22 protein-coding genes, 1 tRNA gene, 1 other RNA gene, 3 pseudogenes and 1 riboswitch are annotated in these 22,274 nt (G+C 29.6%); of the genes and pseudogenes, 15 read left to right on the forward strand and 12 right to left on the reverse strand.

The genetic code is table 11. The annotated features are described in order from the left end of the window. The first annotated feature begins 5 nt into the window (after positions 1-5). On the forward strand, positions 6-899 hold the full coding sequence (locus BD821_RS12050; protein ID WP_104410695.1) for a phosphatidylserine decarboxylase: 894 nt from the start codon (positions 6-8) through the stop codon (positions 897-899). A 254-nt stretch (positions 900-1,153) separates the two neighbouring features. Continuing rightward, the gene (locus BD821_RS12055) at positions 1,154-3,028 is read left to right on the forward strand and encodes an amidase domain-containing protein (protein ID WP_242971510.1); all 1,875 of its coding nucleotides are present in this window, start codon (positions 1,154-1,156) and stop codon (positions 3,026-3,028) included. A 626-nt stretch (positions 3,029-3,654) separates the two neighbouring features. On the opposite strand, the pseudogene BD821_RS13715 reads toward BD821_RS12055, so the two are convergent. The 4 genes and pseudogenes from BD821_RS13715 to tnpB all read right to left on the reverse strand — a co-directional run. Then, positions 3,655-3,883 (reverse strand): annotated as a pseudogene (locus tag BD821_RS13715) (IS66 family transposase); the annotation flags it as partial. Continuing rightward, positions 3,873-4,094, reverse strand: a complete 222-nt coding sequence (locus tag BD821_RS13860) for an IS66 family transposase (protein ID WP_104410696.1) — start codon at positions 4,092-4,094, stop codon at positions 3,873-3,875. The pseudogene BD821_RS13715 and the gene BD821_RS13860, both read right to left, overlap by 11 nt. 145 nt (positions 4,095-4,239) lie before the next feature. Next, positions 4,240-4,404, reverse strand: coding sequence for an IS66 family transposase (locus BD821_RS12065; RefSeq protein ID WP_104410697.1), 165 nt, complete (start codon positions 4,402-4,404; stop codon positions 4,240-4,242). A 146-nt stretch (positions 4,405-4,550) separates the two neighbouring features. Continuing rightward, positions 4,551-4,667 (reverse strand): IS66 family insertion sequence element accessory protein TnpB, encoded by a 117-nt coding sequence (gene tnpB / locus BD821_RS13865; protein ID WP_423236764.1) that lies wholly within the window; start codon positions 4,665-4,667, stop codon positions 4,551-4,553. Positions 4,668-4,686: 19 nt separating this feature from the next. On the opposite strand from tnpB, the gene BD821_RS12075 reads away from it, so the two are divergent. Both BD821_RS12075 and BD821_RS13800 read left to right on the forward strand, forming a co-directional pair. Further along, positions 4,687-5,157, forward strand: coding sequence for a M14 family metallopeptidase (locus BD821_RS12075; protein WP_104410699.1), 471 nt, complete (start codon positions 4,687-4,689; stop codon positions 5,155-5,157). Positions 5,158-5,602: 445 nt separating this feature from the next. Next, positions 5,603-6,601 (forward strand): annotated as a pseudogene (locus tag BD821_RS13800) (hypothetical protein); the annotation flags it as partial. 181 nt (positions 6,602-6,782) lie between these two features. Here the strand turns inward: BD821_RS13800 and BD821_RS12085 are convergent. The 4 genes from BD821_RS12085 to BD821_RS13520 form a co-directional block, all read right to left on the reverse strand. Then, positions 6,783-7,304, reverse strand: a complete 522-nt coding sequence (locus BD821_RS12085) for a YcxB family protein (protein ID WP_104410701.1) — start codon at positions 7,302-7,304, stop codon at positions 6,783-6,785. 34 nt (positions 7,305-7,338) lie between these two features. Next, entirely contained in the window at positions 7,339-7,923 is a 585-nt protein-coding gene (locus tag BD821_RS12090; RefSeq protein ID WP_104410702.1) for a YcxB family protein, read from the reverse strand. A gap of 74 nt (positions 7,924-7,997) precedes the next feature. After that, complete coding sequence (locus BD821_RS12095) at positions 7,998-8,471, reverse strand: YcxB family protein (RefSeq protein ID WP_104410703.1); 474 nt, start codon at positions 8,469-8,471, stop codon at positions 7,998-8,000. A 588-nt stretch (positions 8,472-9,059) separates the two neighbouring features. Next, entirely contained in the window at positions 9,060-9,407 is a 348-nt protein-coding gene (locus tag BD821_RS13520; protein WP_169994189.1) for a hypothetical protein, read from the reverse strand. 66 nt (positions 9,408-9,473) lie between these two features. On the opposite strand from BD821_RS13520, the gene BD821_RS13870 reads away from it, so the two are divergent. Continuing rightward, a complete protein-coding gene (locus BD821_RS13870) occupies positions 9,474-9,626 on the forward strand; it encodes an MSC_0623 family F1-like ATPase-associated protein (RefSeq protein ID WP_146076388.1) in 153 nt (50 codons plus the stop codon). A gap of 568 nt (positions 9,627-10,194) precedes the next feature. After that, the gene (gene lgt / locus BD821_RS12100; protein WP_104410704.1) at positions 10,195-10,965 is read left to right on the forward strand and encodes a prolipoprotein diacylglyceryl transferase; all 771 of its coding nucleotides are present in this window, start codon (positions 10,195-10,197) and stop codon (positions 10,963-10,965) included. 190 nt (positions 10,966-11,155) lie between these two features. On the opposite strand, the gene thiE is transcribed toward lgt, so the two are convergent. From thiE to BD821_RS12120, 4 genes and pseudogenes are all read right to left on the reverse strand, one after another. After that, on the reverse strand, positions 11,156-11,782 hold the full coding sequence (gene thiE / locus BD821_RS12105) for a thiamine phosphate synthase (RefSeq protein ID WP_104410705.1): 627 nt from the start codon (positions 11,780-11,782) through the stop codon (positions 11,156-11,158). Beyond that, positions 11,772-12,668 carry a hydroxyethylthiazole kinase gene (thiM, locus tag BD821_RS12110; protein WP_278335176.1) on the reverse strand — a complete coding sequence of 299 codons (897 nt, stop codon included), beginning with the start codon at positions 12,666-12,668 and terminating at the stop codon, positions 11,772-11,774. Before thiM ends, thiE begins: the two co-directional genes overlap by 11 nt. Then, a pseudogene (gene thiD, locus BD821_RS12115) lies at positions 12,666-13,481 on the reverse strand (bifunctional hydroxymethylpyrimidine kinase/phosphomethylpyrimidine kinase); the annotation flags it as partial. The gene thiM and the pseudogene thiD, both read right to left, overlap by 3 nt. A gap of 82 nt (positions 13,482-13,563) precedes the next feature. Further along, positions 13,564-13,676: riboswitch (TPP riboswitch) on the reverse strand. A 67-nt stretch (positions 13,677-13,743) separates the two neighbouring features. After that, the gene (locus BD821_RS12120; protein WP_104410706.1) at positions 13,744-14,433 is read right to left on the reverse strand and encodes a TIGR00266 family protein; all 690 of its coding nucleotides are present in this window, start codon (positions 14,431-14,433) and stop codon (positions 13,744-13,746) included. 339 nt (positions 14,434-14,772) lie between these two features. Between BD821_RS12120 and BD821_RS12125 the strand changes: the two genes are divergently transcribed. The 9 genes from BD821_RS12125 (at position 14,773) to BD821_RS12165 (ending at position 21,834) form a co-directional block, all read left to right on the forward strand. Further along, positions 14,773-14,862 (forward strand) — tRNA-Ser (locus tag BD821_RS12125). Positions 14,863-14,873: 11 nt separating this feature from the next. Then, an RNA gene (ffs, locus tag BD821_RS12130) (signal recognition particle sRNA large type) lies at positions 14,874-15,139 on the forward strand. A 147-nt stretch (positions 15,140-15,286) separates the two neighbouring features. Then, positions 15,287-15,784 carry a DUF2975 domain-containing protein gene (locus BD821_RS12135; protein ID WP_104410707.1) on the forward strand — a complete coding sequence of 166 codons (498 nt, stop codon included), beginning with the start codon at positions 15,287-15,289 and terminating at the stop codon, positions 15,782-15,784. Between the two features lie 113 nt (positions 15,785-15,897). Beyond that, a complete protein-coding gene (locus BD821_RS12140) occupies positions 15,898-16,101 on the forward strand; it encodes a helix-turn-helix domain-containing protein (RefSeq protein ID WP_104410708.1) in 204 nt (67 codons plus the stop codon). 70 nt (positions 16,102-16,171) lie between these two features. Then, positions 16,172-18,103 (forward strand): DUF4153 domain-containing protein, encoded by a 1,932-nt coding sequence (locus BD821_RS12145; protein WP_169994194.1) that lies wholly within the window; start codon positions 16,172-16,174, stop codon positions 18,101-18,103. A 211-nt stretch (positions 18,104-18,314) separates the two neighbouring features. Then, positions 18,315-19,943, forward strand: a complete 1,629-nt coding sequence (gene dnaX / locus BD821_RS12150; RefSeq protein ID WP_104410710.1) for a DNA polymerase III subunit gamma/tau — start codon at positions 18,315-18,317, stop codon at positions 19,941-19,943. 304 nt (positions 19,944-20,247) lie between these two features. Further along, positions 20,248-20,586 (forward strand): YbaB/EbfC family nucleoid-associated protein, encoded by a 339-nt coding sequence (locus tag BD821_RS12155; protein ID WP_104410711.1) that lies wholly within the window; start codon positions 20,248-20,250, stop codon positions 20,584-20,586. 123 nt (positions 20,587-20,709) lie between these two features. Next, a complete protein-coding gene (gene recR, locus BD821_RS12160; RefSeq protein ID WP_029451853.1) occupies positions 20,710-21,306 on the forward strand; it encodes a recombination mediator RecR in 597 nt (198 codons plus the stop codon). Positions 21,307-21,582: 276 nt separating this feature from the next. Next, positions 21,583-21,834, forward strand: coding sequence for a DUF2508 family protein (locus BD821_RS12165; RefSeq protein WP_104410712.1), 252 nt, complete (start codon positions 21,583-21,585; stop codon positions 21,832-21,834). The last annotated feature ends 440 nt before the right edge of the window (positions 21,835-22,274 follow it).

Genomic DNA, 22,274 nt, shown 5'->3' on the forward strand with positions numbered 1-22,274 from the left:
ATGAAATGATAAAATATTATAATCGTAATTCAAAGGAATATGAAGTGGAAAAGGTGGCAGGGGATAAGTATTTAAAGTGGAACTACTCTTCTCCAGTTGGACTCACTTTACTTGAGATGTTTATAAAAAAGAAACTATTTTCTAAAGTTTATGGAGGCTACTGTGATAGCTCTTTAAGTAAGAAAAAGATAAATAGTTTCATAAAAGAATTTAATATAGATATGAATTTATGTGAAAAGGGTCAAGAAGACTTTAATAACTTTAATGACTTTTTTATACGTAGATTAAAAAAAGAGGCTAGACCTATAGATGAAAATAGTAATATGCTAATTTCTCCTGGAGATGGTAGATTATTTGCTTATGACAACATAGATATGGATAACCTTGTGCAGGTAAAAGGATTAACCTATAGCTTACATGAGCTTATAGGAGATAAAGCCATTGCAGATAAGTATAATGGGGGACTGTGTTTGGTATTAAGACTGTGTCCTACAGACTATCATCGATTTCACTTTATTGACTCAGGAATATGTAGTGATAGTAAAAAGGTAAATGGAGATTACTACTCTGTAAATCCTATAGCCTTAGAAAAGATACCTAAGCTTTATTGTCAAAATAAAAGAGAATGGAGCTTATTTAAATCAGAAAACTTTGGTGATGTAATACTAGTTGAAGTAGGAGCTACCTGCGTTGGAACAATAGCACAAACTTATGACCCAAACCATGTTGTTAAAAAAGGTGATGAAAAGGGATACTTTAAGTTTGGAGGCTCTACTACAATTATGTTTATTAAGCCTAACACTGTAAAGATAGATGAAGATATATTGCGTGAAACATCATTAGGTTACGAAACAAAGGTTGTTATGGGAGAGACTATAGGTAAGAAAATAAGTATTTAAACCATCAGTAAAGATAATACTCAAAAAGAGAGAAAAGGCAAAAGCTTTTTCTCTCTTTTTATTGTACAAAATTATTCAATTAGCTTTAATAAAAGACTTATTATTGAAGCTATAAATCTAAAAATAAAAGTATTTTAATATATATTTTCATCTAACCTTTACATATTTAAGATTTCATTCTCTTTTATAGGTGTAGATTAAATTCAAGCTTGATTTTTAATTTAAAAAATAAAAGATTAATGGAGGTTTTAAAAATGGGGAAATATTATCCAAATGTAAATCCAGGTGAATTAGTACCAGGAGGATTTACCTATCCTAATAATGCTAAGCTACAAGGGGACTTCTTATACTTAAGAGATGCAAACAAAAATATGGTATCAGGTAGGCAAGTTGATGATGGTGATAGTATAACGGTGTTAGATGTTGGTTATAGTCATCAATTAGCATTAGTTCAATATCCAACATCAGCTGGAGTGAGACAAGGGTATGTTAATAATACACCTTCTGTAATTAAGTATAATGATGCTAATGCATGGGCTAACGGTTCAACCACAGAAATAGTTTATGATGAAAATGGTGGACAACTTGGATCATTAAGTCCTTATGAGTCAGCAACACCACTATATAAGAAAAATGGAATGACACATGTAGTTTATAACACAGATAAAGGCCCAAATACTAAATCAGGATATGTTAAATATGAAGGGGGTTCAGTAACAAAAATAACCATACCTAAACCATCAACATCAGGTGTATCCACAATATCATACGGGAAGAGTGGTAAAGAAAGAGACCTTACTGCTTATAAAATAGGAAATGGAAACAATTCATTAGTAATGGTATGTGAAGTTCATGGATTTGAGGATAACTTCCCTAAAGATGGACTTGAATTAGTTAATATAGGAAATGACTTAATTAGATCACTTGCAAGTAATGGAACAAAAGGATGGTCAGTATATGTAATACCAGCAGCAAATCCAGATGGACTAGCTGAAGGATATACTAATTATGGCCCAGGTAGATGTACTATAGTAGGGGGAGTAGACATAAATAGAGACTTTCCTATAGGGTTTACTCCACACGGTACTTCAAGAAATTGGACTGGAGATAAACCTCTTAGTGTTAATGAGTCTAAAAAATTAAGTGAATTTATACAAGGTATTAAAAATAAAACTTCAGGGAAAATGGTTGTTATAGACTTACACGGATGGGAAGGAGCAGCCATAGGTAATCCAGAAATAGGACAGTACTTTAGAAATCAATTTGGATTTGAGCAAAGAAGTGGATATGGAGAAGATAAAGGGTTCTTAATTGCATGGGCTAAATCAATAGGTGCAGATGCTGCATTAATAGAATTGCCAAAGAATACACATAGCCATAGTGATGTTATAAATGGAGGTTACTCACAAAAAATAATAAATGCAGTAAATGGAATACTTTCAAATAATCCTGGTGGTGGATCTACTGGTTCAGAAGTAAATCCTCCAAATTACAATTTATATATAGATGGAAAATACAATAGAACTTCCGCAATTGAATATGCTACTAATCCGGAATATAGTTCACCTGGTAGACAACATGATTATCCGGAAAATTGGCCTTCTTGGGCTGACTGGGAGACGCATACTAGAAAGCATAATAAAGATTTTGAAAGATTCGATAATTATTCTTGGTATCTACAAGGACATACTTCCGGATCAGATTGCGCAAATTTTATATCTCAAGTCCTTTTCGCTGGTGGAGTGAAGCAAACAAATGATTGGTATTTTAAGTGGGATTTGATACCAAGTGGTATGGCAATTCTAAAGGTAGCAAATTTTTCTGGTAGTTGGGTTAGACCTAAAGAACAGTTTGATTATTTAAAGAGTAAAGGTTATATTAATGGTGATTTAATAACATTAACTTCTGAAAGGGAAATGAAAGAAGCTGTTCAGAAATTTGGTATACAAGTTGGAGATCTTATGTATTTATCTAATGATAAAGAGAAATTTCATCATATAGTTGTTATCACTAAAATACATGATAATATAATATATTTCTCTGCACATTCAAATGATAGAATAAATGAAAAACTTACTGACAAAGATTTTTTTGTAGACGATGCTTTCATAGTAGCTAAAATTAAATAATATTATCAAAAATTTCACCCTAGTTAATATCTCAATAATTTTATTTTGAAGCATGTAAATGTTAATATTGTATTATTATAGAAAAGATGTTACGAATTATGTAGCATCTTTCTTATTTAATAAGTAATCTATAGTAATAAATATAAATTTACATGAAAAGTATACGGTTTAAGGATTATACTAACTATTATTTACTATTTTTATTAAGCGTAATTTGGTGTATCAATAAAAAACATTGATCCAGCAGCCCAAAATAATAGTAATCCTATAAAAATTGTTATTATATTAATAATAATAAACCTTTTAATCTCTTGTTTAGTCTTTGTTTTTGATATAAAACAAAGACTAAACATCAATAATATGTAAATTATAAATGAAATTAACCCAGTTATAATTCCTTTATTACTAGGATACCTAAATATTGGTGTGAAATTAACTTTACGATTAACCATATCTAATACAAGTAGTATAATAAATCCATAACAGAATGAAGTTATTATACTGACTCCATAAGCGACTTTTTTAATAATAATTCCCCCTTATTTTTAATTGAGCCTTCACGGAAACTTATTAAAGGCTGTTAATACTGATTACCTTTAAATGTAAGCGGTTAATAACTAGTCACATTAACAGCCTTTGGGAAGGTTTCCACATGGTAAAGGTAATTCCAATAAATCAAGATTTGGCATTTCTTCAAATAGATAAGTGAGATATTTCATAGGGATTAGCCCATTTTCTTTAGCTATTTCAATAATGCTATATTATTGCACTTGATTTAGCTCCACGTACTGTGTCAGAAAATAAAAAGTTTTTTATTACTGTAACAAAAGGCTCAATACTCCTTTCAGCACGGTTTCGTCTGCATGGATAGCTTCTCTATTCCTAGTCTTTCAAACTCTTTTTCTTGGCGATACAAAGGCATTGCATTAACATACTTTTGAGACATAATATATGCTACCGCTGATGGAAATGCTATACTTCCTGTTAATAACAGGCTCTGATACTTCTGATTTAAAAATAGGAGTTCCGTCGCTATATTTTTCACAGTCATGGCATGAATATACATATTGTGTACATGCTCTATGACTTTTACTTATGCAGGGATTATTTTTAATTATTTTCTTATATTTTTACCCATGATATGCATATGCTCACTGCATTCAGTGCATAACTGTCCATCCTGTGGAAGATAAGGTAGATTTGATAGCGTTTCAGCCTTTTTTTCTCTTATACTTAATTTCCTCTAACTCAGGTTCGGCAACACGTTCATTAGACTCATTTCCAGCTTCATCAAATAAGGATAGCTGATCATACTCACTTTTTTCACTTGAAGCTCCAAAACGCACATGCTTTGATAGAGTTATCTGCTCCATCATCTAGCCTATCTTATTTTCTAGTATTTTAATATGAGCTTATTGTGATTTACAAGTTTCCTCTAAGTTATTAATATATTCAGTTTGGTTTTTACTTTTATTCTCTATATTAACTATACATAAATTATACCATATCCTGGGTTAAAAAGTCACCTTAATTCTCTTGCAGTAACACTTTTAACTTGATTTTCATTTGTGGGACATTTAAATCTACTTTTTTCAAGGCGCTTATAATATAACCAAAATCCAGAGTGCTCCCAGTGCAATATTTTAATTTTATTTTTATTGCAAGATCCATATGAAAAAGCTACTCCTTTGTATAAAAAAGATGGTATGACTCACGTGGTTTATAATACAGGTAAAGGATCAAATACTAAATCAGGATATGTTAAATATGAAGGGGGATCTGGATTTACTGATTCTAACATTGAAATTCCAACCATTTCACACATTGAAGCAATTAAAGAACCCTATGGAATTAGTGGAAAGGGACGCTCGTTAAACGTTTGTAAAATAGGAAATGGTAGTAAGGTGTTATTTGCTGGTTTTGCGCTACACGGCTGGGAAGATAACAGGGATAATGATGGAGTTGCTTTAATTAAGATAGCAAACTCATTAATAACTAGATTACGAAATTATAAGTCACAAGATAATGGACTTCACGGATGGACTGTATATATTGCTCAATGTATGAATCCAGATGGAGTTATTGTTAGAGGAACTAAGGATGGACCAGGTAGATGTGCTTATAACTAGTAGAATTGATATGAATAGATGTTTTCCTTATAATTTTACGCTACAGTATAGTTCTAGAAATTACACTGGAGCAAATTCATTTGGTGCTCCAGAGGCTAAAGCTATAAAAGGTTACTTAGAAAAAATAAATTCATCTTCTACTGAAATGATAGTTTTAGATTTTCATGGTTGGATGAACTTTACTCAAGGTAATGCTGAAGTTGGAAGATACTTTGGGAATCAATTTGGATTTGGACATAATAATGGATATAGTTCAGGATTCTTTTCAAGTTGGGCTTCTACTTTGAAAAATACTAAAGCAGTACTAATAGAGTACCCAACTTCAACTCATAGTTATAGTGATGTGATTACTGGTAACTATATAGGTAAAACATTCAATGGTATAATAAATGTTTTGAAAAATAATTCAGGATCTTCTAGTGAATGGATTCAAAAAGGAGATAGCTGGTATTACTATGAAAATGGTTTAATGGTTACAGGCTGGAAAAGTATAAATGGATCATGGTATTACTTACAATCAAATGGTGTTATGGCTACAGGTTGGAATAGCATAAATGGTTCATGGTATTACTTAGAATCAAGTGGAGTTATGGCCACAGGGTGGAAGCAATTAGAAGGTAAAAGATACTATTTAAATATTAATGGATCTATGAAGATCGGTTGGTTGACATTGGACGGAAATGGATATTATTTTAATAGCTCAGGACATATGGCTATAGGGGAAACTATAATAGCTAACGAAGCGTATTATTTTGATAAGTTAGGAATGTTGTTGCTAACACCATCTAATTACGAAAAGTTGACTAATGAAGCACTAAATATTATGGCACCTTTTAAGATAGAAAGAGATGAGTTTAAATTAAATAAAGAATTCTATATACATGCTGGACCTGTTTATCTTAAGTATGAATTCGGAATTCAAGCTCAAATAGGATCAGGTGAAACAACTATAACTGTAAGTAATGGGAAGATAGAGAATATAGAATTTATGCAGAGCATGCTAAGTATAACAACTAAACTTTCTGCTATTGATATGATAAGTAAGAGTATTGGAGATATTTCAAGTATTGCAGAAGGCATTCTTAGTTATGTAGCTCTTTCAATTACTGATGGAACTATTAAGTTTGGGGTTAACTTAATAGAGAATACTATAGAAATTGAAGTTGCGAAAGAAATTCAGGAACCGGAATTTGAAAATAAAGGAATAAAACTATATATTAATTTAACCGTAGGTTTTGATGATGAAAAACCTCATGAAATATTGAAAAGCCTTGCAGTATCAGCTGAACCTGTGCTTTTTATGACAATGGTAATTATTTTAGGCGTAGTTGCAATGAAGTCTGGGGCTGTTGTTGCCGCTGGTGGAATTACGGTTGGGCTGTTGGTTTTAATTCTAACTAAAGTTATAGCTGTTTTTAAAGAAGATCAATCTAATCCTATATAAGGTATCCAGTCTATTATGTACTTTGAAGATAAATTTGATAAGAATAGAACTTAAACATTTAACTAGTAATTATGATTAAATGATATTAGATTTATTTTACTTCGCACATAGATAGGTTACATTAAAGTAAAAGCTAGTAGTTAAACCTATAAGTTTAACTACTAGCAAATAACTCAATAGCTTATGAAAAGATCTTTGAGTTTAATAGGCTTTTATTAACATTGTCTTTTAATATAGACTTAAAATAAATAAGTTCATCATTAGTTCTAAAAATACGTTTAGGAATAAATATTTGTATATCCCTGTTATTATAAAGATGTATATAATAATAATTTTCAACGATATTACTAACAAGGTTCCATGGAAGGTAAATATCAATATTGTCTTCATTTATGAATATTCCATCTTTGGTTAAGTCCCAAGAAATTTGAATATGTTTATTATCGTAGTTTTTCACACTGTTAACGATTCTAGATTTGTTATTTTTATACATAAACTTAGCTAATAGGATAATAGAAGTATAACCTATTAAAGATATAAAAATATTATTTATATCAAGTATTTTAAAAAAATAAAACATAAAGGCACAGGGAAGTATATAAATATATCCTGTTTTTATAAATATAAATAAACTTGAATTATATTTGTTATCTAATTTCCCATCAATAAACTCCTTTTTAGAAAATGTATATTCTAATTTCATTAGATAAGATCTCCTTTTATATAAAATTAATCTATTATTTTTTCAAATTTTTAGTTCTAGATTTAAGTTCTTTAAAAACATTTGAAGGTTTTCTAGCATATTTATAATTATTAAATTTTCCCCCTTGAATATTTTCTTTTAATATGGAATAAAAATTTTCTAAGTCATTATCGTCATTAAAAGCCCTACATTTAGAAATAAAGATTTTTTCATTTATAGGAGTGAAAATTTGTATATATTTTTTAGTATCAACTATTTTTATAATATGTGACCATTGAAAACTTAGTTTATTTTCATTTTGATGTATATAAATAATTTCTTCAGTAAAATCCCAAGAAAATGTAATATTCTTATTTGGAGCGATGTTGCTAATTTTTTTTCTTAATATATACCTTAAAAGTTTTCTTTTAATGATGTATTCCAATATAATGAATAACCACACACTCCCAAGTATTATACTCATAAGACTAAATTTTAAAAGTATTGAACCTAAAGTAAAGATGGGAATACCTATAAAAATACAATAGGTTCTGAGTAAAAAGTAATCAAAAGAATTATAAATGTTATCCACCTGACCATCTATAAATTCTTCTTTTGTAAGGGAATATTTTAATTTCATTATAACCCTCCTTATGAATTTATTGGTTGCATTTAAACTTATTTTTTAAGTAAAGAGAAAGAGATAGATTCTTCTCATTTTGACAAATGTTTATTAAATTCATTTATAAAGGCATTTTTATTATCTTCATTTTCAAATGCTATTTTAGGTATTGATATAATTTCCTTTGAATTATATATATGAAGATATTTGCCAGATTCAACTATCTTATCAAATAGTGACCAATACAAAATTATATCATAGTTAGTGGCAATAATTGATAGTCCAACTTCATTTATAGACAATAAGAATTCATTTACTTCATCTTCTAGTCCATAAGAAAGAATTTTTCTGGTTAATATCGGATCTAATGTAGTTGACACTATATATAATATAAGAAATGTAAAGATTCCTTCTTTCAATCCAAGGAAAATAAATGGTGAAAAGATTGCAATAAGAACTATATACCTATTTACTAAAGTACGTTTTTTAAAATTTTCAGAGCCTGAAGTATATTCTGATTTAGAATTTAGATATTCTTCTCTTAAAAGAGAATATTTTATGTCCATATGAATACCCCCTATTAGTAATGGATAGTGTTAACACTACCTTTGTTTTAGTTTACATCTTTCTTTGTTTAAATGTGTGCCAACTATACTTGATATTAATACGCTCATGCATTGACAAAACATTATAAATAACCCAAGGATCCCGACTCCATAATCATTTGGGTCAGTGTGCATAGGAAAAAAATGAGTACTTTTAATTGAAACTATAAAGAAGTATATTATATAAGGAATAAAAATTAAGGCTATATTGATCCATTTACCTTCTAAAAAGAAGTAAATTAGGCTTGTATATAGTATTGTTAAAAAAATAATCCCTACACTTAATAGTATAATATTAGTAAACAGCCAGTCATGATTTATTAATAACCGTAGATATAATTCCCCAATAATAGCAAAAACAATACTTAATAACTGAGTTATACTAATCTGTTTTAGAATTCTTAAACACTTATTATTAATTTTATTCATCTCCTTTAACTTATAATGGTTTTAAACATCTAAATAAAGCAAGATACACAATATATATCAGACTTTGATAAAGAAGTTGAGGGGTACTTAAAGTAATATGTTCTCTTGTGGAAATACAACTCATGTTATTATGATGTCTTCTTTATTTAATTTTATATACTTAAGTCTAAGGTAGAATTGATGAAACCCAGGACTGAAAGCTGCACAACAGCAAGAAAATATTAAGTATGAACATGCATCAAATAAACTATTATCAATATTTTTTGATGAATACGTTCCAAATATAACAAATGAAGAAATTATTGAACGTACAAAGGCCTTATTTAAGGGTTTTCTAACAATATTGTTTTTTATTTTGTTTTTAATACTTTTGAAAAGTAAATATATACAAAGAATATATATCATTAAACTTGCAATCATAACAATAATGTTAATTGGATTATTGAATTCATAATAAAAGGCGTTCATTGACACATAGAGAAAAAGTATGGAAATTGTTGAATATGAAATTGCGGTATATAAGTGGAGTAAAAAATCAAGTTTTTTAATAAGTACTATGAATATCAAAGAAATTATATCAAAAATAAAAATGATATAGCACATAATAACTTTAATATTATGTGGCATAGGAATAAAGAGTATACTTTTATCCGATGGCTACCATCCGTAACACCCCTATCCTCTTAAAGGTGGGGGATGACGGGTATTACGCCCCTGGATAAGTTCTTCTAAGACTCAGATGGAGAGATGTATTCCTTATAAGCAAACTCCACCTGAGTCTAAGAATCACTTGATAAAGAGTGTCTAAGCCGAAATATAAAAACAAGTTTGTGAAAAAGATAGTAGTCAAAATATGTTTTCTCATAAGTTTTACTTCTGGTAATGATAAGTAAATATTTAAAAAGTCATTTTCTTTATTCAAAAGAATCCTCCATTCTAAAGTGTATTTATTTAATTATAACTTAGGGATGAATATTTTACCAATAATCCTTGGATTTAAACATATTATTATGAGATAATAGTTAGAGGTGTAAGCGAAGTAGTATAATTAATTTTAAGGAGCGAGAATTTTAATATGTTTAAAAAGTTATATAATGATTTGGAAAAGCGTAGTAAATAAAAAGGTATCTTAGAATTCTTAAGCCTTTAATATTAATGTTATTCATGGGAAATTCATATATTAATATTAATATAATATATAAACTTAATTACAGAAGGGAGGAAATCATCTAGGTAATGCGTAGATGGTGAAGATTTGAATCCAGTAGCGTTTAATATATTTGGGATAGATTTAATGTGGTATGGAATAATAATATCCTGTGGAGTGATACTAGGGCTTATTATAATTTCTTACACGAGTAAGGTGAAAAATATTAGTTTTGATAATATAATAGATACATTTTTAATAGCTTTTCCAATTGCAATATTGGGTGCTAGAGCTTATTATGTGGCCTTTGAATTTGAAAGTTATAGAGGGGACATAGCATCCATGTTTAATTTAAGGCAAGGTGGTCTTGCTATACATGGGGGAGTTATATTTGGGGTGCTCGCAGCCTACTTATATTCTAAGAAAAAGAAGTTTGATTTTTTATCCATGATAGATGTAGTAGCTCCTTCACTTATACTAGCTCAAGGCATTGGAAGGTGGGGAAACTTTATTAATAAAGAGGCTCATGGAGGTCCTGTAACCTTTGAGTTTATAAGTAAGTTCCCAGGCTTTATTCAAAGAGGTATGAATATAGGTGGTATATATTATCATCCTACATTTTTATATGAATCAATATGGAATCTAATAGTATTTTTTATTCTTCTTATACTACTAAAAAGGAGAAAAGAAGAGGAAAAGGGTACTATAATAGCATATTATGCTGTTTTATACTCTTTAGGTAGATTCTTTATTGAAGGATTAAGGACAGATAGTCTTATGGTATTAGGACTTAGGACAGCTCAGATAGTAAGTTTACTTCTTATAATTGCTGGACTTGTAAGTATTTTCATTATAAAGAAAAGAGCAAATAATAAATAAAAAAGAAGACTTCTAAGAACTTATTCTTAGAAGTCTTCTTTTAGAGCGTATTAAAATTTATAGCTTTGAAGAAGATTTACATTAAATATAAACAAATATACAACTTAATAAAAGTGAAGTAAATCTATTTTTGTCTTTTTGAAAAAGATAAAATAATACATAAGGCTTATTTTAACATATTATCCCTAACTTAAAACTTAATTAGTGAATTTAAGCTTTCTGCTGCTACCTTAATATCTTCTTTTCCTAAGATATCTGAAGCTACTGCTATTCCATCGATATTTGAGGAGTCTAATAGGTGAATGTTTTTTCTAGTTATGCCACCTATAGCAACCACGGGAATAGACAGGGTTTCTTTTATTTCCTTTAGAATGTCAATAGAAACAGGCTTTGCATCTTGTTTAGTAGAGGTATTAAAAATAGCTCCAACACCTATATAATCTGCCCCTTCTTTTTCAGCTTTTATAGCCTGCGATAAGGTTGTAGCTGAAACTCCAAGGATTTTATCATTTCCTAAGATCTTTCTTGCAATAATGCAAGGCATATCTTTTTGACCAATATGGACACCAGAAGCATTAACTGCTAAAGCTATATCCATTCTGTCATTTATTATTAAGGGAATATTATATTTATCTGTAACCTTTTTTATATTTAAAGCAGTATTATAAAATTCTAAAGTTGTAAGATCCTTTTCTCTAAGCTGTACTAATGTAACGCCGCCTTTTATTGATTCTTCTACGGCGGTGTATAAATCTGTATTTTTAAGTAATTCCCTGTCTGTTACAAGGTAAAGCTTATAATTTACATCAGTCTTCATATATTTTCCCTCTCTTTGCTATTACTTCTTCAGATAAATTGTAAATTACATCAAGAATATTTACTTTAAGACTTCCAGACCCACCACATTTATCTAATCTTTCAAAGGCCATTTCACCTGCAATACCCATGGATACTACTCCAGCTAAAGCAGCAGCTAAATTATCTTTTCCAGATCCCAAATAAGAGCCAATTAATGAAGTGCACATACAGCCTGTGCCAGTAACTTTGGACATTATTTCATGGCCATTTTTTATACTATAAATGTGCTTACCGTCAGTTATAATATCAATCTCACCAGTTATAGCAATTATAGTATCTAATTTATTTGCAAAATCCATAGCAAGCTTTTTTGTTTTTATAAAATCATTTTCATTTGAGGATATGCTTTCTACGGAGTCTACTCCTTTAGTTTGTGTTTTTATTCCATACAATGTCTTTATTTCTGACAAGTTTCCTCTTATAACTGATAACTTTATTTCTTCCATTATTTTTTTAGCTATCTTTGTTCTATAAGGTGTAGCCCCTGCACCTACTGGATCTAAAACCACAGGAATATTTAATTCATTAGCCTTTTTTCCTGCTAAAATTATAGATTCTACAGTTCTGTTATTTAGGGTTCCTATATTTAAAACTAAGGAAGAAGCTATAGAAACCATATCTTCAACCTCATTTATATCATCTGCCATAACTGGTGATGCGCCTATTGCAAGGGTGATGTTAGCACAATCATTAACTGTAACATAGTTTGTTATATGATGAACCAAAGGAGATTTTCCCCGAAGTTTGGATAAAAGTTTTCCTATATCTTTAGGAGATTTTGTAAGGCTATTATCATAAGGTGCACATACACTCTCTTCAATATCATCATAAGGATGTTCTGTAATTAAACCTGCTTTTTTATATAATTCATAAAAGTGATTAGTGGGTCCAACACCATGACCTATATCTAATGAGTGTATAATGGCTTTTGTAATGTAATCCTTTGCTTTTGTAACTGAATCATGCATATTAAATCCAAGAGCTAAATTCGATGCTATAGCTGAAGATAAGGTACATCCGGTACCATGAGTATTTTTTGTAGGTATTCTCTCAGAATGAAAGTGGAAGAATTCTTCTCCGTCATATAAGATGTCTATAGCATCTCCAACCATATGACCTCCTTTTAAAAGAACATTTTTACAACCAAATTTATATATTTCCTTTGCGGCTTTTTCCATATCTTCAACTGTTTTTATTGAAGTAATTTCTGCATTAACTTCTCTAAGTATTTCTTCTGCTTCTGGGATGTTAGGCGTAATAATATCTGCTAAAGGTATTAGTTTAGTAATTAAGGTCTTTTTAGATTCGGGTTTTAATAATGAATATCCACTTTTAGATATCATTACAGGATCTAAAACAACATTAATAGGGTTATACTCTTTTAATTTTTCGCTTATAGCATTAATTGTATCAACTTTTGAAACCATGCCAATTTTAACGGAATCTACTTTAATATCTGTGAAAATTGCATCAATTTGTGATTTTATAATATTAGCATCTATATCTTGAACGTCAAAGACCCCAGTGGTATTTTGCACTGTTACAGCTGTAATAACGCTCATACCATAAACACCATTTGCACTAAAGGTTTTTAAATCTGCCTGTATACCTGCTCCACCAGAGCAGTCTGAGCCAGCTATAGTTAAAACATTTTTCATAACTTATTACCTCCTTAAAATATATAAATACAAAATAAAAAAGGTACAAACAGAAGCTTGTACCTTTTACGCCATTAGCAATAAAACAAAAGTAAACATCTTCCTACGCTGGTATTACCCATTTCAGGTTCATAGGGTGAAAGATTTAAGGTTCTTAGTCTCAGCCGACCAATTTCGGCACCCCTGTGTTATCTAATTATTCAATTTTTATAAATTCATTTTATCACTACATTATGTCTTATTCAACTAATTATGTTTAATCTTACGAATTAGAACCTCCAGTATTAAAGTATCTAGAAATTTCTCCTGCTAAGTTTTGTATAGGCATAGTTTGTAGATATATCTTACCAGGACCTGTTAACACAGTTAGAAATAGACCCTCACCACCAAAGAATACATTTTTCATTCCTTTAACTGTTTCCACATCAAAATTCACTGAACTTTCAAAAGCAGCAACATTCCCAGTATCTACCTTCATAACTTCACCTGGAGATAGGTCATATTCTTCTACATGTCCATCTAGTTCTAAAAATACCATTCCAGGGCCTGTTATCTTTTGTAATATGAAACCTTCTCCACCAAAGAATCCAGCCCCTAGCTTCTTTTTAAAGAATGCATCTACTGAAATAGAAGAATCTCCTGCCAAGAAAGAGCCCTTTTGACATATTATATATTCGTTAGCATAGAGTTGTTTTGCTACAATTTTACCAGGAAAAGAGGATGGGAAAGCAATAAGACCATTGTTTACTTTAGATGTAAAGGTATTTAAAAATACAGACTCACCAGAAAAGGCTCTAGCTATACCTTTAAAAATACCACCTTTTATGTTTGTATCCATAACAATGTTATCAGACATCCATCCCATAGCTCCAGATTCAGATAAAATGGTTTCATTAGCATCTAGCCTACATATTACAACGGGTAATGAGTTACCTTTAATTTCATAATTCATAAATTCGCTATCTATAAAGATAGCATTCACCTACCTTTTCTATATCTTTTATTTAATATATTATAACCTAGGTATATTATAAAGTAACTTAAAATATTAGAGATATTAATATATAATAAAAAGTATATAAGGATATAGTAAACTTAATAAAGGCAAAAATTATTAAATATGAAACTTACATAAGATACTTAACTCACATGATACTTAATATGCGATAAAATAATTAGCTTAATTGATACTTTTTATATTAAAACAAATTAATTTTGAAAACCTATTGAAATATGATGTGTTTGATAGTATAATAGCTGATGTAGCAATTAAATAAAATAAAACATATGTGGAGAGATGTCCGAGTGGCTTAAGGAGCACGCCTGGAAAGCGTGTGTAGGGGCAACTCTACCGAGGGTTCGAATCCCTCTCTCTCCGCCATTTTATTTTTGCCGTGCTAGATGGGGAGTTAGCGGTGCCCTATAACCTGCAATCCGCTACAGCAGGATTGAATTCCTCATTGCGGCTTCTATCTTGTAAGGTCTGCCCTGTAAAAGTGGCGTTGATAGTTGGGTCCCACGCAATGAAAGCCCATGAACCCCGTCAGATTCGGAAGAAAGCAGCGGTAAGTGGATACTTTCATGTGCCGTGGATTAACCTGACTTGAGTTAACTATACAGGTAACGCTTATGAGGTTAAGTCAAGGTGAGGTGCACGGTTTACATAGTTTATTAGAAAGGCTTTAAGGCCTTTTTTTATTTTGCCCTAAATTATAAAATATATTGATAAACAATAAAAAAGTATTGAAAAACATTTTAATAAGTGATAAGATCTAATTAGAAATTATATTTTGGAAGGTGATTTTATGAAGTATTATGGAAAAGGATCAATGTCTAGTGTTTTAAAGAAAACTCTAGATGTAATATTGATAGTAGGAGTAATTGCAACTATATTAATATTTAAAAGTGTGCTTTTAGGTAAGGTTTCCGAGGAGATATCCATGAGCAAAAAGGTGCTTATAACAGTGCTTCTTGCTGTTGGTATTTGCTGTGTGTTTTTAATCGTATTTAACCTAATAAAGGTATTAAATTCATTAGTTAATTCTAATCCCTTTGTTGTATCAAATGTAATTATTTTAAAAAGGGTTTCTATGCAATGTTTTGCTATAGCTTTTTGTTATATCATTAACTTTATATTCAACTCAAATTTAAAGGAATTTCAATTTATTTACGTTGATAACAAAGGAGTTCATACGGATATGGAGTTTATAATATTCATATTTGCAGGGTGCTTTATATATATATTATCTAAAGTATTTCAACAAGCTATAGATTATAAGGATGAAAATGACTTTACTGTATAAAAGGTTGTATGTGAGATGAAAATGACTTTAATTTAGAAAGAAATATGTTTAGGATGAAGATTATCTTAAATGTAAAAGATTAATAAAGATCAGTATATGAAAGGAGGGTACCTATGGCTATAGTTGTTAATTTAGATGTTATGATGGCTAAAAGGAAGATATCCTTACAGGATTTGGCTCAAAGGGTTGGTATAACTAATGCAAATCTATCCATTTTGAAAAATGATAGAGCAAGAGCTGTAAGATTCTCTACCCTTGAGGCTATATGTAGAGAGCTTAATTGTCAGCCAGGAGATATATTAGAATATGTAGAATAAGGAAATTTAATTATTATAAATAAGAGATATGTTAATTTTTAAATATTAGGTATAAATGAGGAGGAATATAATGGCTGGTATAGTGGCTTTAATAATTAATGAAGATAAGATTTTGTTAAGAAATCAAATTGGTACAACTATTTTAAGACTTCCTATAATAAATGTTGCTAAAGATGAAGATGAAAAAGGTTCATTAAATGAGTATTTAATATCAAATATAAGCAATGATGAAGAAGAATTACTTAAGATAGACCCTAATTTAGATATGCTTATGAATGGATTTTCATTGTATTTAGTAGATTATAGTAATAAATCATCTTCTTTAAAAGAAGAGTTACCAGAAGGTTTAGTGTGGGAAGATATAAGCATTTTAGATAAATTATGTGAAAGAGATGTTTTGATTATAAAGGTTATTGTAGAAAATTGTATAAAAGTTAAATATAGTTCCATAGGAATTTCTAGAATTGAAAATCGAATCAAAGATAGTGAAATAGGAAATAAATATTTAAGAAAGATAAATTTATCAATAGCTGATAAAAGGATAGATGAAGAGACTCCTATGAATTTAAAATTAAGAGCTCTGATGTTAAGTGTATTGGTAGGAATTATATACTTTATATTTTCTTTTCATAAAGGATACAAAACTTCATCTTACTTAGGTATATCTTATTTTATATTTGCATCTATAGTGTTAATATACTTTATTGCAATTAATGGTATAAAAAATAAAAATAGCTTATTTGGTTACTTTTTCATAGGTAGTAGTATGCTAGTAGCTCTAACCTTTGCTATTTATACAAATCCACTTATTAGAAGTTTAAATAGAATTTTCGTGCCATCTACACTAATAATGGGGTTTATGATTTTAAATTATAAAGATGTAGATTTTAACCTAGGGAATTTCATAAATGGATTTTTTAAAAGAATATTTACACATAGTTTTAAAAGCATTACAAAGGTTCCTGATGTTACGTTTAAATTATTAAAAGGAAAGACAATTAAAAAGGATAAAGGGGTATATAAGTCCATATTACAAGGGATACTTATATCTATACCTGTTATTTTGTTACTTGGAAGCTTATTGTCTGGAGCAGATAATGTATTTGGATATTATATTAAGAATCTAAATGAAGCCATTACATTATTTAGAATAGGAGATTCGTTTTGGCAGCTCATTTCTTCTATATTTGTAGCTGTTTATATATTTGGGCTTATTTGGAGTTTTAGATATAAATTTAGAGATGAATCTGACCAGTATTTTCAAAAGAAAACCATGGAACCAATAAAGATAATTACCTTGCTTATAATTATAAATATGCTTTACTTAGTTTTTACAAAGGTTCAAATAAGTTATTTATATGCTGGAGATGTGAAACTCTTACCGGGAGGGTTATCTTACTCTGAGTATGCAAGAAAAGGATTCTTTGAATTAGTTATTGTTACTATTATAAATATGGTTTTAATATCTTTTTTAAAGGCTAAAGTTATAGAAGAAGATGAAAAATTAAGTATTACATTAAATATTTTATATACACTTATAGTAGGATTTACACTAAATATGATGTTTTCAGCCTTTTATAAGATGAACATGTATGTGGAAGCCTTTGGATATACAAGGCTTAGGATACTTGTACAGCTATTCATAATACTTTTAGGCATAGTTATCATATTACAACTTATTTATATATGGATGAAGATTAGCATGTTTAAGCCAATTTTAGTTGTTGCTGTTGTGTTTTATCTATTTATAAATTTCTTTAATATAGATGCATTTATAGCAAGAAGGAATATTGAAGTGTATAAGGATAAAGGAATGAATGGAAGCTATCTTAACATGTTATCTTTTGATGCCTTAAAAGAAATGGATAAGGCTCTTGAAGATGGTGAGATAGATCAAATAACCTATAATAATTGGATTAAGGTTAATAAAGATAACGTGCACACTAATAATAAGTGGTATGAATATAATTATTATATAAAGGCCAGTAATAAAGGCCAGTAAATAATGTTCTTGTTAAGGCATTTTCAAAAGATAGGGGTAAATATACCAGCTACCTTTTGAAGATGCCTTTAAAATGTGGGTGGTATTATTTGTACTGTTAAAGGAAGATATTAATTTCACCTACTATATATACATAATTTAGACTAATCACTCCTATTTGTTGTATAATATTATTATAAGTGAAATGGTTATAAAAGAAGAGGTGAGGTTATTGGCATACACGGCATTGTATAGAGAATGGAGACCTAGAACTTTTAGTGATGTTGTAGGGCAAGATCATATTAGTATTACCCTTAAAAATCAAATAAAAGGTGATAGAATAGCTCATGCTTATTTGTTTTGTGGTACAAGAGGAACTGGAAAGACATCTACAGCGAAGATAATGGCTAAGGCTTTAAATTGCCTTGATTTAAAAGATGGGGAACCTTGCAATAAATGCGATATGTGCATTAAGATAAATAAGGGGCTTGCTATAGATGTGGTAGAACTTGATGCTGCTTCTAATAATAAAGTAGATAATATAAGGGATCTTATTGATGATGTTCAATATCCCCCACAAGAAGCTAAATACAAAGTTTACATAATGGATGAGGTTCATATGTTAACAGATGGTGCTGTAAATGCATTTCTAAAGACACTAGAAGAACCTCCTAAAAGAGTGGTATTTATATTAGCAACTACAGACCCACAAAAACTACCTATTACAATATTATCTAGATGCCAGAGATTTGATTTTAAAAGGATAAAATATGAAGAGATATCTTTAAGGCTCAGGAAAATAGTAAAGGAACAAGGGGTTTTTGCTGATGATGCTAGTTTAAATCTTATAGCTAAAATATCTGATGGAGCTATGAGAGATTCTTTAAGTATATTAGATCAAGCTATTTCCATGGGTAGTGGAAAGGTAGATTATGATGATTTAATTGCAATGTTAGGACTTGTTAGTAACGAAAACCTAATAACCCTTGCAGACTCTATTATAAATAAAGATATAGAAAAGGCCATAAGAACTATAGATGAGATAGTGTTAAGTGGTAAAGATGTCCATACGGCTATAAAGGATTTTATAAGTCATTTTAGAAATCTACTTATGATGAAGGTTAGTAATAGCCCTGAAGAAGTTTTGGATATGTCTAAAGAGAGTATTTCTAACTTAAAGCTTCAAGGGGATAAAATAAGAATAGAAGAGATAATGAGATGTATAAGGATATTGCAAGAGGCAGAAGAACAGTCCAAGTGGAGTAAACAATCCAGGGTTTATTTAGAACTTGCAGTGATAAAGATGTGCAAAATTGAATATGATACCTCAAAAGAGGTTATGTTAGCTAGGATAAATAAATTAGAAGAGGTAATAAAACAAGGGAAGATAACGGTTGAATGTGAAAGTATAACTGCTGAAAATCCATCTAATTCTAATAAACCAAAAGCTAAAGCTTCTAACTCTTTACAAAATAAAAGTTCTAATGTAAGACCAGTTGAAAAATTTAATGAAAATTCTACGCTTACTATAGATGTAGTTAAAAATTCATGGAAAGATATATTAGAAACCATAAAAAACAAAAGACATATGGTTATATATGCATCTTTATTAACAGGAGTTCCTGTAAGATGTAAAAATGGAGTAATAGAAATAGAGTATGGAAAGCAATATGCTTTTAATAAGCCAAGACTTGAAACTTTAGAGAATAGAAAAATAGTTGAAGATATATTTGCAGAAAACTTAAAAGAAGCGGTAAAGGTTAAGTATATAATAGAAGAAGAAATAAAAGAGGATGATAGTAGGGAAAAGATCCTAATAGATACATTTGGCAAGGAAAATGTAGAGATTATAGATGAATAGGCTATTTAAGTAATAAGCTATTGTAAAAATTCATTGTATAATATAAAATAAAGTTAGTTTTAAATAATTATTAAGTATAATCAATCACACTAATGAAATATAAAAATAAAATATTATTAAGTTATCAAGTGATTCTTAGACTCAGGTCGAGTTTACTTATAAGGAATACATCTCTCCATCTGAGTCTTAGAAGAACTTATCCAGGGGCGTAGCAGCCGTCATCCCCCACCTTGAAGAGGAGAGGGGTGTTACGGATGGTAGCCATCGGATAAACTTTTTAGGTAAAATTAAGGAGGTTTTCATAATGGCAAAAGGCGGATTCCCAGGAATGGGTGGAGGAAATATGAATAGCTTATTAAAGCAAGCACAAAAGTTACAACAACAAATGGAAGAGATGCAAAAGAGTTCAGAAACAAAGGAATTTGAAGTATCAGTTGGTGGTGGTGCAGTAGTTGCAAGAGCCAATGGTAAAAAGCAACTTATATCAATAGAAATAAAGCCAGAAGTAGTAGATCCAGAAGATGTAGAAATGCTTCAAGATTTGATACTAAGTGCTTGTAATGAAGTAATAAGTAAAGCAGAAGAAGATACAGCAGAAAGCATGAAAAAGTTAACTGGTGGACTTAACATACCTGGAATGTAACTATATTAGTAATTCTTTAAATTAATACAGTGTATTTGAAGATGTCTAAAGCTACTACTTTTAATATAGAGTAGTAGCTTTATTTTAGCATTATATAAAGGTAAATAAGGATGTGAATATAAAATGGAATCTTATCCAGTATCCATAGAAAAACTTATAGAAGAATTTGCAAAGCTACCTAGTGTTGGATATAAAACAGCTCAAAGGCTTACCCTGCACATTTTAAATCTTCCAAAAGAAGAGGTAGAAGCATTTGCGGAAGCTTTGGTTAAGGCAAGAGGAACTATAAAGTATTGTAAGGTTTGCGGTAATTATACAGATACCGACCCTTGTGCTATTTGTAGAAATCCAAATAGAGATAAAAGCATAGTATGTGTAGTAGAACAACCTAAGGATATAATGTCTTTAGAAAAGGTAAGAGAATTTAATGGCTTATATCATGTGTTACATGGCAACATATCACCTATGGCAGGAAGAGGGCCAAATGATATAAACTTAAAATCTTTAATTACTAGAATGAATGGAGAAGTAAAAGAAGTTATTGTAGCTACAAATCCTAACATAGAGGGGGAAGCTACAGCTATGTATATATCTAAAATATTGAAACCTTTAGAAGTTAAAGTAACAAGAATAGCTCATGGAATACCAGTAGGTGGAGATTTAGATTATGCAGATGAAGTTACATTGTCTAAAGCACTAGAAGGAAGAAGAGAGATATAAGATATCAAGTGGTTGTATATTTCAAAAATAAAGGTCTTGAAGATTAGGAGTAATTCATGGATGATATTCATGAATTACTCCTAATTTCTTTTAATAGTTCTATATATAAATTACAATCTATAATAAATAGAAATTTAAGATATGAAATTAATTTTATATCTCTTAGTATTTTAACAAAAAGAGATAAAGGTTAGAAGTTAATTAAAAGTTGTTATAAAAATATTATTTATGTCAATAATGAATGTAAGTAGTTATGTTTATTAAAGGGGTGTATTTATGAAGATTAATAAAAGAATATATACTAAAGAACAAATAGAAATAATTGAAGCCTTAGAGCAAACTATAAACGAGTTAGAAACTGCAAGATGTGTGTTCGAAAATGCTAATGATACTAAATTAATAGAAGTAGCTATATATTCAGAACAAGCTATAAAGGCCAAATATGAATATTTACTATTTCAAGCTCGAAAATTAGAGATAAAACTAGATGAAGAAATGTTTTATTTAAGATTAAAATCTATATGCTAAGTATTAGAGATAGTAATAATTAGATATATCTTTCAATAAAGTGGAAGATATTCTACTCTCATTTTAGTTAGAGAGTAGTTTATAGCTTATGTGTACAACTTATATAGTAGTGTTTTACGGAATATTTGCATTAATATAAAAGAAAACTATACCTAGTGTATCCATATAGACATGATGAAGAAAGAATTAGAAATGGTGATTATAGAGGAGCTAATTTAGTATAAAAGGCAATATGAAGGATATACAATGTTAGCATAGATGTTATTCTATAAAAGTTCCTTAGCGGCACAGAAAAACAAACACTTACTGCAAGGAATAAAGTTTCAAAAGTTCAAAACAAGAATGAAAAAACTTGTTGACAACTTACAAAACAAATGATATACTAATATAGTTGCTTCATTAAAGAAGCACATTGATCTTTGAAAATTGAACAGAAAAGA

This window comes from Clostridium algidicarnis DSM 15099 (genome assembly GCF_002934235.1).
GTDB classification, from domain to species: domain Bacteria; phylum Bacillota; class Clostridia; order Clostridiales; family Clostridiaceae; genus Clostridium_L; species Clostridium_L algidicarnis.

Coding starts and splice junctions, on each gene's coding strand:
- BD821_RS12050 (WP_104410695.1), top strand. CDS start 6: ATGATAAAATATTATAATCGTAATTCAAAGGAATATGAAGTGGAAAAG.
- BD821_RS12055 (WP_242971510.1), top strand. CDS start 1,154: ATGGGGAAATATTATCCAAATGTAAATCCAGGTGAATTAGTACCAGGA.
- BD821_RS13860 (WP_104410696.1), bottom strand. CDS start 4,094: ATGTATATTCATGCCATGACTGTGAAAAATATAGCGACGGAACTCCTA.
- BD821_RS12065 (WP_104410697.1), bottom strand. CDS start 4,404: ATGATGGAGCAGATAACTCTATCAAAGCATGTGCGTTTTGGAGCTTCA.
- BD821_RS12085 (WP_104410701.1), bottom strand. CDS start 7,304: ATGAAATTAGAATATACATTTTCTAAAAAGGAGTTTATTGATGGGAAA.
- BD821_RS12090 (WP_104410702.1), bottom strand. CDS start 7,923: ATGAAATTAAAATATTCCCTTACAAAAGAAGAATTTATAGATGGTCAG.
- BD821_RS12095 (WP_104410703.1), bottom strand. CDS start 8,471: ATGGACATAAAATATTCTCTTTTAAGAGAAGAATATCTAAATTCTAAA.
- BD821_RS13520 (WP_169994189.1), bottom strand. CDS start 9,407: ATGAACGCCTTTTATTATGAATTCAATAATCCAATTAACATTATTGTT.
- thiE (WP_104410705.1), bottom strand. CDS start 11,782: ATGAAGACTGATGTAAATTATAAGCTTTACCTTGTAACAGACAGGGAA.
- BD821_RS12120 (WP_104410706.1), bottom strand. CDS start 14,433: ATGAATTATGAAATTAAAGGTAACTCATTACCCGTTGTAATATGTAGG.
- BD821_RS12135 (WP_104410707.1), top strand. CDS start 15,287: ATGAAGTATTATGGAAAAGGATCAATGTCTAGTGTTTTAAAGAAAACT.
- BD821_RS12140 (WP_104410708.1), top strand. CDS start 15,898: ATGGCTATAGTTGTTAATTTAGATGTTATGATGGCTAAAAGGAAGATA.
- BD821_RS12145 (WP_169994194.1), top strand. CDS start 16,172: ATGGCTGGTATAGTGGCTTTAATAATTAATGAAGATAAGATTTTGTTA.
- BD821_RS12155 (WP_104410711.1), top strand. CDS start 20,248: ATGGCAAAAGGCGGATTCCCAGGAATGGGTGGAGGAAATATGAATAGC.
- recR (WP_029451853.1), top strand. CDS start 20,710: ATGGAATCTTATCCAGTATCCATAGAAAAACTTATAGAAGAATTTGCA.
- BD821_RS12165 (WP_104410712.1), top strand. CDS start 21,583: ATGAAGATTAATAAAAGAATATATACTAAAGAACAAATAGAAATAATT.